Source organism: Pandoraea sp. 64-18, assembly GCF_001899225.1.
Classification (GTDB): Bacteria; Pseudomonadota; Gammaproteobacteria; order Burkholderiales; family Burkholderiaceae; genus Pandoraea; species Pandoraea cepalis.
This window is the reverse complement of the sequence record NZ_MKVU01000003.1, coordinates 1-12,654: the sequence shown is the minus strand read 5'-3', so window position 1 is coordinate 12,654 and position 12,654 is coordinate 1. Positions and strand designations below refer to the sequence as shown.

Genomic DNA, 12,654 nt, shown 5'->3' with positions numbered 1-12,654 from the left:
TTGAGTTTGAACGGCGCTACGCGCCAAACGGCTCGTGAGTGTCTATGAAACTCTGGCCGGTCCATACCTCGTATCAAACGACGTGAGACGCGAGCCCTTTTTCGTTACAAATTGAAGCATTTCTGCAACAAATGCATACAGTCATCGCCGAAGGGCGCCGTTAGACTGAAGGTTCTTTCGCAAGGGCTTTCCCCGATAAAAGGACGACCAAATGAAAAAACTGCCTCTGTTGCTCGCGACCCTCCTGACCGCCGCTGTCGTGACGGTCGGTTGCACCAAGAAGGAAGACCAAACGGCCGCGCCGGCCGCCGACACGTCGGCATCGGCACCGGCGGCAGACACGGCCGCACCGGCCAGCGATGCAGGCGCTGCCATGAGCGCGCCGGCGTCGGACGCAGGTGCTGCCGCCCCGGCCCCGGCGTCCAACTAAGGTCGCCAACCGGTTGGCCGGACACTGCCGCGCAAGCGGTTCTGTTACACGGTGCGCCATCCACCGGTCGCCGGAGTCTCGCTTCAGTAACGCTATAGTCAGGATGTAGTCACGCTTTAGTCACGCCCTGACAACGCGTTAGCGATCGCGCCCCCTGAACTCTCCGGAGTCCGGGGGGCGCGGTCGTTTTCACTTGAGGCGCGATCGCCAGCGTTTTGTCCCGCGAGGCTTCGCACCCGGCGTCTATCGACACGTCCCACTATTTGACCACCGTTACGCCACCGTCGATCACGCCGTAGGCTTGCACCTTGCTCGTGCCGTTCGCGGCGCTCGCACCACCATGTCCGTCCGGCGCCGCACACGCACCGAGCATCATCACCAGTGCGAGCGTCAACGCGCTCCTCATTCCGATATTTCGCTTCACGACTTCCACTCCCAGAATCCCCCGCACGGGCCGTAAGTATTGTCTGCCGATGTCCCGACGCGCTCCAGCCTATCGCGTCACGCATCGTTCGACCTCTCATGCATGACATCGGTTCGCGGGGATCAGCACGCCAGCCCCTTGTCGCGACGACACAACCCGCAGAGAATGGCGAGTCGGCCGGCGGGCCGGTGCGTTTTCGCGACGCTCCACCGTGCCAACCCACGTCCTTCAACCCCAAGCCCGCCCAGATGCCGCTCAATCTTCAGGCCATGCCCCTGCTTTGCCGTCTCCGCGGAATTCGCCGCTATGGAATCGCCATGGCCGCTGCCTGGCTCGCCACGCTCAGTGCCCACGCCGCCATCTCCGTCAAAGATGACTCCGGTGCCACGGTCACCCTCCCGGCGCCGGCCCAACGCGTGGTGAGCCTCTCGCCGCACGCGACCGAGCTGCTGTTTGCGGCCGGCGCGGGCGACAAGGTGGTGGGCGTGGTCGCTTACTCAGACTACCCCGAGGCCGCGCGTCGCCTGCCGCGCGTTGGCGACAACAGCGCGCTTGATCTCGAACGCATTCTCTCGCTCAAACCCGACCTGCTCGTCGTGTGGATGCATGGCAACTCGCAGCGTCAGGTCGAAGCATTGAGACAGTTGAAAATACCGATTTTCTATTCCGAGCCGAAGCATCTGACGGATCTGCCCGCGGCAATCGAGACGCTGGGCACATTGACGGGAACACCTGCCAAAGCGCAAGCGTCGGCACAAGCGTTTCGCGCGCGCTACGAAGCGCTGCGCAAGCAGTACGCATCGCGCTCGCCTGTCGAGGTCTTCTATCAGGTGTGGACGCAACCGCTCATGACACTCAACGGCAACGCCATGGTGAGCGACGTGATCCGGCTGTGCGGCGGTGTGAACGCCTTCGCCGACGAAGCGCCGCTCGTGCCGCGCGTGTCCGTCGAAGCGGTACTGGCCAAACGCCCGGAAGCGATGTTCACGGCGACGTCTGGCGCAACGGCGTCCGTCAAGCCGCTCGCCACGCTCGACGCCTGGCGCAAGTGGCCGCAGTTGCCTGCCGTGGCCCACAACAACCTGTTCGGCATCGACGGCGACCTCATCAGCCGGCCCGGCCCGCGCATTCTCGACGGCGCACGCGCGATGTGTGAAGACCTCGATATCGCTCGCGCACGTCGCCAACCTGCCGTGCAGTAATGCCGTCGCGGGGCGGCGCCCGGCCGCTCATGTGTTCCAGCGAATCAATCGCGCATGGCCGTCGTCGGCAACGTGAAGGTGACAGAGCGCGCCGAAGTCGAGCGCCCATGACAGGCATGCCGTGGTCGGCATGCGCAACGCCGTTGCGGTGTGCAGACGAATCGGTCCAGCGTGGGCGACGGCCACATGCACGTCGTTCGCGCCGGCACGCAACGCCCTCGCCCACGCGTGCATGCGCAACACGACGTCGCGCGCGGATTCACCGCCGGGAGGCGAGAATCCATGGATGTCGCGTGCCCACGCATCGAGATCGCGCCGGTCGAGGGTGTCCCACGGCCGCATTTCCCACGCGCCGAAGTCCATCTCCGCAAGACGCGCATCTTCTGTCACCGGCACGCCGAACGACGTCGCCAAGGCGTCGGCGGCGCGACGTGCGCGCAGCAAGGGACTGCTATGAATCGCCGTCGGCGCGCGGCCATCGAGTTGCGCCGCGAGTCCGGCCCGCATCGCGGCGACACACGCGTCGAAGCGCGCCGCATCGACCGGCAGGTCGGTCTGGCCGTAACAGACGGAAGACGCGACATCGGGCGGCGGATGCCGCATCAGGATCAGATCCATGCGCACACCGTGAGATACAGCGCGAGCTCGCCGAGTTGTTGGGCAAAGCCGAGCGTGTCGCCGGTGTAGCCGCCGAGACGGCGGCGCAGATACCGGATGAAGCCCGCGCGCAATGCGATCAGCACCACCGCGCCCGTCACGCCGGCGCGCCAGTCGGGCCACCCCCACCACGGCACGCTGCACGCCACGCCAAACAGCAGCTCGCGCAGGTGCAAACGTTGCGCGACCGGCTTGGCCTTGCCTTCCGGGCGCACGTAATCGAGCGAGCGCAACAGACTGATCGCCATACTGCGGCTGGCGGCGTGCGCGCCGATCAGCACGACGGCAAAGCCGCCCCACCCCGCCGCCGCCTGTATGTCGACGAGGGCCTGCCATTTGACGGCAAGCGCCAGCCACAACGCCACCGCGCCGTAGGTGCCGATACGCGAGTCGTGCATGATCTCCAGCACGCGCTCGCACGTGAACGCGCCGCCGAACGCGTCGACCGAATCGGCCAACCCGTCCTCATGAAAAGCCCCGGTGAGCAGCACACTGATGCCCAACCCCAATGCGATCGCGAGGTGCGGCGACCACAACCGGCCCATCGCCACCGTCAACAACGCGACGAGCGCGCCGACGAACACGCCGACGAGCGGGAAATAACGCGTCGCGGCATTCAGTTGCTCGGGCGAATGACCGACCCATGGCGGAATCGGCACCCGGGTGAAAAACCCGAGCGCGGTCAGGAAAAGCCGCACCTGTCCCTTGATGCCCCCGAACGCCCCTGCGCAAGCCCCTTCGCGCGCCGGGCGATCCCGCGTTGCCAACGCGCTCGACGGCGCATCGGCATCGCCCGCGGGGCGCGAGGGATCGGGGGACGAGGGGGTCATTGGTCCGACGCCTCGCGCTCACTCACGCCCGCCCCTTCGAACGTTGCCATCTCGCGCAGAAACGCGGCGGCCGCCTGAATGAGCGGCATCGCGAGCGCAGCGCCCGTGCCCTCGCCGAGACGCAGGCCCAGTTGCAGTAACGGCGTCGCCGTGAGGATCTCGAGCATGGCACGATGGCCGGTTTCGTCCGACGCGTGCGCGAAGACGCAATAGTCGAGTACCGCTGGCGACACGCGCGCGGCGACCAACAGCGCCGATGTGCTGATGAAGCCGTCCACCACGATGACGAGTCCCAACTTCGCGGCCGCGAGATATGCACCGGTCATCATTGCGATCTCGAAGCCGCCAAAGGTGGCGAGCGTCTCCAGCGGATCCGGCATCCCATTCCCCACGTGCGGATGCGCCGCCAGCGCACGCTCGAGTATGGCGGTCTTTCGCACGAGACCGGCGTCGTCGACACCGGTGCCGCGCCCGACACATGCCGCGAGCGGCAGGCCGGTCAGCCGCTGCATCAGACACGCCGCCGACGACGTGTTGCCGATGCCCATCTCGCCAAAGCCAATCATGCGCGTGCCGAGCGAGGCGTGCGCCACAACGCGCGCGGCCCCGCCGGCCAACGCCGTTTCGAGTTGCTCGCGGGTCATGGCGGGCGCTTCGAGGAAGTTCTGCGTGCCGCGCGCCACGGGAATGTCGACGAGCGATGCATGCGACGGAAAATCAGCCGCAACGCCCGCGTTGACGACCTCCAGCCCAATGCCGTGAGTGCGGCAGAACACATTGATGGCTGCACCGCCGCGCAGGAAGTTATGCACCATCTGCGCGGTGACGGCTTGTGGATATGGACTCACGCCCGCAGCGACGATGCCGTGATCGCCCGCGAACACCAGCATGGTCGGACGCGCGAGATCGGGCGTCGCGCTCTGCTGAATCCGGCCGACCTGGTGGGCCACGCGCTCGAGCGCGCCCAGACTGCCGGGCGGCTTCGTTTTGATGTCAATGGCGTGCCTGAGCGAGGCGTCCATCGCCGCGGCAGGCGCGGCGATATCGAAAAGCTCGGCGAGCGAGGGGCTGAAAGCATTCATACGGTGACGTCCTGAAACAATGAGGCAGTGGTTACATTTCCACGCCGGCCTGCGCACGGATGCCCTGGGCAAACGCATGCTTGACCGGCGTCATATCGGTCACGGTGTGAGCCACATCGATCAGCGCTTGCGGGGCGCCGCGTCCTGTGATCACCACGTGCTGCATCTCCGGTCGTGCCTGCAAATCGGCGATCACCGTGTCGACGTCGAGATAGCCGAGCTTGAGGGCAATGTTCAACTCGTCGAACAACACCAGACCGAACGACGGGTCGCGCAACATTCGGCGCGGTTGCTCCCAGGCCGCTTCGGCCTTCGCGATGTCGCGCGTGCGGTCCTGCGTCTCCCAGGTGTAGCCCTCGCCCATCACAAAAAACTCGCACTCCGAAGGAAAGCGGCGCAGGAAGGTCTCCTCACCCGTCGGGATCGCGCCCTTGATGAACTGCACGACGCCCGTCTTCATGCCGTGCCCCATCGCGCGCACGACCATGCCGAAGCCGGAGCTCGATTTGCCCTTGCCATTGCCGGTCGTGACGACGATCACGCCACAGTCGCGCTGGGCCTGCGCGATCTTGTCGTCGATCACCTCCTTCTTGCGCGCCATGCGCGTGCGATGGCGCGCGTTGCGCCCGTCGTCGGCTTCCGATTGGGATGGGGATTGCGGGGTTTCTTGTGTCATGAACAGCACCTGTCAAAAGCAGGCGTACGGCGCGAGACGGCCGCACGCGGATGAGAGTGTACGCCCGCCCGTCGGGGCATCATGCGCGCCATTTACAGGCGACGCACGGGCACGAGGGCCTCGTCGTCGCCATCGCGAATGAGGCGCAGCGGATACCCGAAGGCGTGGCTGCAATGCTCGGCGCAGAGCACGTCGTTCACCGGGCCGGCGCGCCATCCGCCACGGCCGTCGAGCAGCAGCGCGTGCGTGGCGAAACGTCGCGCCAGATTCAAATCGTGGCAAGAGAAGATGACGGCGGCATCAATGCCTTCGGCGTGGCGGGCGAGTCGCTCAAGCGCGTCGATCTGGTGATGAAGATCGAGATGCGAGACCGGTTCGTCGAGCAACAGCAACGGCGTGGCCTGCGCCAGCACGGCGGCCAGCGATACGCGCTGGCGCTCGCCCCCCGAGAGCGTGGTGACGTCGCGCGCGGCGAAGCGCTCCAGACCAACCTGCGCAAGGGCGGCCATGGCGGCGGCGATGTCGTCGTCCGACTCCCATGCCCCCCAGCGGCCTCGCGCCAGATAGGGATGACGGCCCGTCAGCACCACTTCGAGCGCGGTGGCGCCGAACGCGTCGCGCGTCTGTTGCGGCATCAGCGCGCGCACCTTGGCGAGCGACGCCGGTCGCCACTGCGCCAACGCCTTGCCGCCAAGCATCACGCGGCCACTGGCGCTGAGCGGGGCGCCGCGCGCCGGTGTCTCGTCCACCTGACGCAGTCCGGCGAGCGTGCCGAGCAATGTCGTCTTGCCCGCGCCGTTGGGGCCGGCCAGACACCAGCACTCGCCCGGCGCGATCACGAGATCGAGCTGGTCCACGAGCACCCGCTCTGCGGCGCGCAGCGTCAGCGCGTGTGTTTGCAGCAGCGGTGCGCTCATTGGATGGCCCGTCGGGAAAGCAGCCACAGGAAAACGGGCACGCCAATCATCGCCGTGATGACGCCAACGGGCAATTGCGTCGGCGCAATGACTGTGCGCGCCACAAGATCGGCGAACATCAGCAACGCCCCACCCCCGAGCGCGGCGGCCGGGAGCAGCATGCGCTGATCGTTGCCGAAGCGCAGACGCAGGATGTGCGGCACGACGAGACCGACGAAGCCGATGCTGCCCGCGGTGGTCACGGCCACGGCGGTTGCCAGCGACGCCGCCAGATAGATGCGGGCGCGCAGGGGGCCGACGGCCACGCCCACGCCATGCGCCACCGCTGCGCCGCGCAGCAGCACATTCAGGCGATGCGCGACCGGACACACGATGAGCAGCGTCGCCGCGAGCGCGATCAGCGGCAACCCGGCGCGGTCGACGCCGTTCAGATCGCCCGTGAGCCAGAACAGCATGCCGCGCAGGCTGGCGTCGGGTGCGAGGGTGAGAATGAGCGTGGCGAGCGCGCCAAAGCCGGCGGCCATCATCACGCCGGTCAACAACAATTGGGTACTGCTGTCGTGATCGTCATGGCGTAGAAAGCTTCGGCGAGACAGCGCCATCACGAGGGCAATGGCCGCAAGCGCGCCAGCGAAGGCGCTCGTCTGCACCCAGAAAAAAGGCAGCATGAGTGCCAGCGACGCCAGCGCGGCAACCCCCGCACCGCCGGAAATGCCCAGCACGTAAGGGTCAGCGAGCGGGTTGCGCAACAGCGTTTGCATCAACGTGCCCGCGACCGCGAGCAGGCCGCCACAGGCGAACGCGGCGAGTGCACGCGGCAGACGCAGACGCCAGACCACGTCGCCGGCAAGACCGGCGTCATGGCCGAGCAGCAACGTGCCGATTTCGCGCAGCGAGACCGGCACGCTCCCTAGCATGAGCGACGCCACGAGAACGGCCAGTGCCACACCGGCCAGTCCCGTCCAGATGGCGAGGGCGCGACGCAGCGTCATGCGACGTCTCGCCCTGCCGGGACGTCGTTAGAACTGCTTCCAGCCGAGCGAGACGTAAATCGCGCGTCCGAGGGTGTTGTAGCCATAGACCGTCTGGTAGTTCTTGTTGAAGACGTTGTCGAGGTGCGCCGAGACGTACCAGGATTTGTCGATATCGTAGCGTGTCTGAAGGTTCACGAGCGTGTAGGCACCGAGATGCTGACCGCCCGTATCGTAACGCTCGCCGCTGTAGAAGACATCGCCGCCGACGGTGAATTTGCCGAACGTCTTCGACAGACCGACCGACCCGAACTGCCGGGCGCGACGCGCCAGTTGCCTGTCGGCATCCAGATCGGTTGGGTTCTGCCGCGTGAACGACGCGCGCACGTCCATGCCGAGGAACGGACGGCCCGCGTAGGTCAACTCCAGGCCCTCGACGCGCGCGTTTGCGACGTTCGCAGCCGTGTACGGAAACACCGTGAGCGACTGGATCAGGTTGGTGTAGTCGGTCCGGAACCCCGTCAACTTGACCAGGCCGAGGCGCTCGCCGCCGTTGAACTGCACGGCGAGTTCCTTCGAAATAGAGCGTTCCGGTTGCAGGTTCGGATTGCCGAACCCCGGATAGAACAGCTCGTTGAAGGTCGGTGCGCGAAAGCCATCCGACGCATTGGCCATGACCTTCCACTGCGGCGTGAGCGAGTAGCCGTAGCCGGCCCAGTAGCTGTTCGCGCCGCCGAAATCGGAATACACGTCGCGTCGCACGTTGGCCTGAATCTGATGCTTGCCGAATCGTCCCTCATATCCGACGTAGCCCGAATCGAGATGGCGGTTGTTGCGGTCGTAGTTCGTACTGCTCTCGACCGTTTGCTCCAGACGCGTGTAGCCGGCGATCAGCTTCTGATCCGGCATGAACGCATATTCGTTGGCCCAGTCGATCTGGTTGCTCGACGTATGGAAGTTGCCGTTACCGCTGCCGTTCAGATAGTTATAGCTGTAGTCGTCGCCCTGCGTGACGGTAATCCGGGTCTTCCACTTGTCCGTGAGGTTGCCCTTCGCGTAACCAGAGATCTGGCGAACGCGGGCGTCGCTGTCGTTCAGGTCGGTGGGCTTGCCGTAGGCATTGTCGTAGCTGCTGCTGCCGTCGCTCTGGAACAGACGCGCACCGACCTCCCACGTGTCGCCGACCTTGCGCGACAGCGATGCGCTCACGCTCGTGTTGTCGTCGCCGTTGCGGTTGGGGTTGACCTTCGGCGCGAAGCGCGGGTCCTGCGCCGAGATGCCGTTGGTGTGAAACCGCGAGACGTCCAGGGAAAAGCGGGTCTTGCCGTCGTCGAACGCGCCGGCAATGCCGGCGTTGGCCTGCGTGGTGTTGTTCGTGCCGTAGCCCACTTCGGCATAGGCGCGGGGCGGGCCGCCATTGCCCTTGCGCGTGAAGATCTGGATCACGCCACCGACGGCCTGCGAACCATACAGGGCCGAGACGTTGCCGCGCACGATCTCGATGTGGTCGATCTGCGACACCGGGATCTGGGCGATGTTGGTCGTACCGGTCGTGGCTGCGTTGACGGGCACCCCGTCGATGAGCACGAGCGAAGCGTTCGATGCCGCGCCGCGCATGAAGACGCTGGCCGACGTGCCGAAACCGCCGTTCTGCACGATTTCCACGCCGGCCTGCCCGCGCAGCAGCGTCGGCAAATCCTGCGTCTGGCTGCGTTCAATGTCTTCGCGCGTGATGACCGAGGTGGCCGCCAGCGTGTCTGTCAGCGTCTGCTCGGTGCGCGAGGCTGTCACCACGGTCGCCTTGAGTTGCACGGCGGTGGCGCTGTCGGTCGCGGGATTGTCGGGCGGATTGGCGGCGAGCACCGCCGGCATGGACGACGCCGTCGATGCGGCATCGGCGGACTGGGCCGACTGGGCATGGGCGCCGATGCTGGCGGCCAACAGGGCCGCCGCGATGGCAAGACGATGCGGGGCGGCAACCAACGTGGCCGGTGCAGACGTCATGCGGGTAATGCGGGTAGTGCAGGTAGGACGTGGCAAGACAGGCGCGTGCAGCGCCATCGCGCGAACGTGGGTGCGCATGATCGGGTGTGACTTCCGTAGTTTTTTATTGCCTAGGCCCGTTCCCCCGCAGGCCGCTGGCGCAAGGGGAGCGCCGGTGACACGTCACGGATGCGAAGCACCGACACATGAAAACGACGACTGCCCGCCACCGGCTGCGCCGGATGGCATGGCGTTTCCCCACTCACTCCGGCCGGTATCCGGGCTGGTCATTGTGGCGCCTGACCGGCCTTCCCGCGAGCGGATAGCTCACAGTGGCGATGAAGGTGAAGCGCGTTTTCGGAAACCTTTCGGGCCGAAAGAATGACTTACCGTTGCGGGGGCAGCACAGGTTGACCAGCCCGTGTGGGGGCGCGGCTCCCTGTTTCCCGTTTAACTGCGCATGCCGGGAGGGCGTGCGCGAGCACCGAAGTGCCGCAAGTGTAGGGGCCATTCGAATGAGCGTCAATGCTCGTTCGTCGGGCATTGGCCGCCGATTCCGTTAGAATGTAGGGCAATTAAGAGGACGCAGCCCGATGCTCACCGATCTCGACAATCTCACCGACAAAATTGAACAGTTGGTTGTGATCAGCCAACGTTTTCATCAACACAACCAAGCGCTGCTCGCCGAACTCGATCGCGCGCGTGCTGAATGCGACGACACACGCACCGCCATCGAGCAGTTGCGCGTCGAGCGCGACGCCCTGCGTCTGCAGCGCGATCAGCTTGCTGCCAAGATCGACGAAGCGCAGGTTCGCCTGAATGCCATTCTGGAAAAGCTCCCGACGCAGAACCCCGCTGAAGGTCAAATGGATCTGCTCGGCACCCCCGGTGGAGAAAACGCATGACGATCAAGCAGCTCGAAGTCAATATTCTGGAACAGTCGTACCGGCTCGCCTGCCCGCCGGAACACGAGGCCGACTTGCTGTCTGCGGTGTCGCGCGTCGATGCCGAGATGAGCAAGGTGCGTGCGCAAAGCAACGTGCGCGGCACCGACCGGATTGCCGTCATGGCAGCCTTGAGTCTGGCATCCGAATTGCTTGCGCTGGAAAAAAGTATTGCTGCTGGACAAGCATTCCCCGCGGAAGAAATTCAGAGTAGAATGAATCGCATGAACGAACGACTGAGTGCTGTGATCGATCAGTATCAAAGCTGAAAATTCACTGGCTGCCGTTCGATTCAAAAAGTTAGTTTTCCCTGCCTGGTTCGCGAAAGTCATAGATTCCTTGAACCAATGATCTGTTGCAGGTTGCGGAAGTTTGTAGTGCTGGTGTGATCGTCACTCTGTCTGATGAACCCGAAGCGTTACTAACCGCGACCACCTTGAACCTCACGGTTCAGGATGCCGGCTTAGCGGCTGAGGCGGGGACCCAATACACGGCACTGCGCATGCAGTGCCGTTTTTTTTCGTCCGTTGTGTCCGTTGTGTCGCGTCCATCCGCTGCACTCGCACAAAAAAAAGGCGGCCCGGAGGCCGCCTTCCCATCGATCGCGTCACGCCAGCGTGACAGGCCGATCAGAACTGTGCTTCGCTCAACGACAGGGTCGACGCCGCGCCCTCGGTAATCGTCAGGGCAAGACCCGGCGCTCGCGTGAGAAAGTGATCCGCGAAGAAGCGCGCGGTACCGATCTTGGCATCGTAGAACGACGGGTCCTGATCGCGCAACGTCTGTGCGGCCAGCAACGCGCGGCCCATCTGCCATCCCCCCAGCACGATACCGGCAAGCGTCAGGTACGGCACGCTGCCTGCAAACACTGCATTCGCATTGTCCTGCGTGTTCGCGAGCACATAGTCGACGGCGATCGAGAGCGCTTCGCGCCCCTTCGCCAGACGGTCTGCCACGCCCGGCCCCACGCCGCCCAGCGCACGCAGTTCGTTTTCCGTCACCCTGATCTGCTCGCACAGGGCGCGGGCCACGGCACCGCCGTCGCGCAGCGTCTTGCGGCCGATCAGATCGTTCGCCTGAATCGCCGTCGTGCCTTCGTAGATCGGCAGGATGCGCGCGTCGCGGTAGTACTGCGCCGCGCCCGTTTCCTCGATAAAGCCCATGCCGCCGTGCACCTGCACGCCGAGGCTCGTCACCTCCAGCGACATCTCGGTGCTCCAGCCCTTGACGATCGGCACGAGAAATTCATAGACGGCCTGTGCACGTTTGCGTTCGGCCGCGTCTGCTGCGTGGTGACCGATATCGGCGTGTGCTGCCGCCACGTAAGCGAGCGCACGCGCGCCTTCGGTCAGCGCACGCATCGTCATTAGCATGCGCTTGACGTCCGGGTGATGAATGATGGCTACGGCGTCACGCGACGAGCCATCGACCGGACGGCTTTGCAAACGATCGCGGGCGTACGCCACGGCATGCTGATACGCACGCTCGGCGATAGCCACACCTTGCATGCCGACCGCGAAGCGCGCGGCGTTCATCATAATGAACATGTATTCGAGGCCGCGATTCTCCTCGCCGACCAGGTAGCCCGTTGCCCCGCCGTTGTCGCCGAACTGCAGCACCGCCGTCGGGCTGGCCTTGATGCCGAGTTTGTGCTCGATCGACACACAATGCACATCGTTGCGCGCCCCGAGATTGCCCTCGGCGTCGACGTTGAACTTCGGGACGATGAACAGTGAAATGCCCTTCACGCCGGCGGGCGCATCGGGGGTGCGTGCGAGCACGAGATGCACGATGTTCTCGGCCATGTCGTGTTCGCCGAACGTAATGAAAATCTTCGTGCCGAAGATGCGATACGTCCCGTCGGCCTCGCGTTCGGCGCGCGTGCGCACCATCGCGAGATCGGAACCCGCTTGCGGCTCGGTCAGGTTCATCGTGCCGGTCCACTCGCCCGAAAGCAGTTTCGGGACGTAGAGCGCGCGTTGTGCATCAGTGCCCGCGGTGAGCAACGCCTCGACAGCGCCGTCGGTCAGCAACGGACACAGCGCGAACGACAGGTTCGCGGCATTGAGCATTTCCGTGCACGGCGTGGCCACCAGCTTCGGCAGCCCCTGCCCGCCAAACGCCTGCGGATGCACGACCCCCTGCCAGCCCGCCTCGGAGAACTGACGAAACGCCTCCTTGAAGCCCGGCGTGGTTGTGACGGCGCCATCCTTCCACGTGCTCGGCTGCTGGTCGCCAATGACGTTCAGCGGGGCCAGCACTTCCTGATTGAAGCGCGCCGCCTCCTCGAGCACCGCCTGCGCGAGTTCGGGCGAGGCGTCCTCATAGCCCGGCAGCGCCGAGATGCTCGTCAGATCCGCCAGTTCGTTCATCACGAACTGCATGTCCTTGATCGGGGCCTGATAACTCATGTCGTTCCTCCAACGAATTCCGATTGCCTGCGGATGACGGCGAATGCCGAGATGCTTGGGATGTTTTTATGCTTTTGTTCGACCGATTCGCATGAAGACGCCACACCATCGCAGGCCAGCCTCCTCA

The 12,654-nt window shown here is 65.0% G+C and carries 13 protein-coding genes, 1 other RNA gene and 1 riboswitch; of the genes, 5 read left to right on the top strand and 9 right to left on the bottom strand.

Going from position 1 to position 12,654, the window contains the following annotated elements:
- Nucleotides 1–211: 211 nt before the first annotated feature.
- Nucleotides 212–430 (top strand): hypothetical protein, encoded by a 219-nt coding sequence (locus BGP02_RS00760; RefSeq protein ID WP_017235042.1) that lies wholly within the window; start codon nt 212–214, stop codon nt 428–430.
- A 259-nt stretch (nt 431–689) separates the two neighbouring features.
- On the opposite strand, the gene BGP02_RS00755 is transcribed toward BGP02_RS00760, so the two are convergent.
- Nucleotides 690–836 (bottom strand): hypothetical protein, encoded by a 147-nt coding sequence (locus tag BGP02_RS00755; protein ID WP_017235041.1) that lies wholly within the window; start codon nt 834–836, stop codon nt 690–692.
- A 335-nt stretch (nt 837–1,171) separates the two neighbouring features.
- Between BGP02_RS00755 and BGP02_RS00750 the strand changes: the two genes are divergently transcribed.
- Nucleotides 1,172–2,056, top strand: a complete 885-nt coding sequence (locus BGP02_RS00750; protein ID WP_286797293.1) for a cobalamin-binding protein — start codon at nt 1,172–1,174, stop codon at nt 2,054–2,056.
- A 27-nt stretch (nt 2,057–2,083) separates the two neighbouring features.
- On the opposite strand, the gene BGP02_RS00745 is transcribed toward BGP02_RS00750, so the two are convergent.
- The 7 genes from BGP02_RS00745 to BGP02_RS00715 form a co-directional block, all read right to left on the bottom strand.
- Nucleotides 2,084–2,674, bottom strand: a complete 591-nt coding sequence (locus BGP02_RS00745; protein ID WP_286797291.1) for a histidine phosphatase family protein — start codon at nt 2,672–2,674, stop codon at nt 2,084–2,086.
- Entirely contained in the window at nt 2,665–3,543 is an 879-nt protein-coding gene (locus BGP02_RS00740; protein ID WP_286797289.1) for an adenosylcobinamide-GDP ribazoletransferase, read from the bottom strand. Before BGP02_RS00740 ends, BGP02_RS00745 begins: the two co-directional genes overlap by 10 nt.
- Complete coding sequence (gene cobT, locus BGP02_RS00735) at nt 3,540–4,625, bottom strand: nicotinate-nucleotide--dimethylbenzimidazole phosphoribosyltransferase (protein ID WP_017235036.1); 1,086 nt, start codon at nt 4,623–4,625, stop codon at nt 3,540–3,542. The genes BGP02_RS00740 and cobT overlap by 4 nt, the downstream gene beginning before the upstream one ends.
- A 31-nt stretch (nt 4,626–4,656) precedes the next feature.
- Nucleotides 4,657–5,301, bottom strand: a complete 645-nt coding sequence (gene cobO / locus BGP02_RS00730) for a cob(I)yrinic acid a,c-diamide adenosyltransferase (protein WP_286797287.1) — start codon at nt 5,299–5,301, stop codon at nt 4,657–4,659.
- Nucleotides 5,302–5,393: 92 nt separating this feature from the next.
- Complete coding sequence (locus BGP02_RS00725; protein ID WP_017235034.1) at nt 5,394–6,218, bottom strand: ABC transporter ATP-binding protein; 825 nt, start codon at nt 6,216–6,218, stop codon at nt 5,394–5,396.
- Nucleotides 6,215–7,210 (bottom strand): FecCD family ABC transporter permease, encoded by a 996-nt coding sequence (locus tag BGP02_RS00720; protein WP_286797285.1) that lies wholly within the window; start codon nt 7,208–7,210, stop codon nt 6,215–6,217. Before BGP02_RS00720 ends, BGP02_RS00725 begins: the two co-directional genes overlap by 4 nt.
- A 27-nt stretch (nt 7,211–7,237) precedes the next feature.
- On the bottom strand, nt 7,238–9,193 hold the full coding sequence (locus tag BGP02_RS00715; RefSeq protein WP_286797283.1) for a TonB-dependent receptor plug domain-containing protein: 1,956 nt from the start codon (nt 9,191–9,193) through the stop codon (nt 7,238–7,240).
- Nucleotides 9,194–9,424: 231 nt separating this feature from the next.
- A riboswitch (cobalamin riboswitch) is annotated at nt 9,425–9,676 on the bottom strand.
- 89 nt (nt 9,677–9,765) lie between these two features.
- Between BGP02_RS00715 and BGP02_RS00710 the strand changes: the two genes are divergently transcribed.
- From BGP02_RS00710 to ssrS, 3 genes are all read left to right on the top strand, one after another.
- Nucleotides 9,766–10,077 (top strand): hypothetical protein, encoded by a 312-nt coding sequence (locus BGP02_RS00710; protein ID WP_017235031.1) that lies wholly within the window; start codon nt 9,766–9,768, stop codon nt 10,075–10,077.
- The gene (locus BGP02_RS00705; RefSeq protein WP_017235030.1) at nt 10,074–10,385 is read left to right on the top strand and encodes a cell division protein ZapA; all 312 of its coding nucleotides are present in this window, start codon (nt 10,074–10,076) and stop codon (nt 10,383–10,385) included. The genes BGP02_RS00710 and BGP02_RS00705 overlap by 4 nt, the downstream gene beginning before the upstream one ends.
- A 35-nt stretch (nt 10,386–10,420) precedes the next feature.
- A non-coding RNA gene (gene ssrS / locus BGP02_RS00700) (6S RNA) lies at nt 10,421–10,602 on the top strand.
- A gap of 143 nt (nt 10,603–10,745) precedes the next feature.
- Here ssrS and BGP02_RS00695 read toward each other — a convergent pair.
- Entirely contained in the window at nt 10,746–12,527 is a 1,782-nt protein-coding gene (locus BGP02_RS00695; RefSeq protein WP_286797279.1) for an acyl-CoA dehydrogenase, read from the bottom strand.
- Between the last annotated feature and the right edge of the window lie 127 nt (nt 12,528–12,654).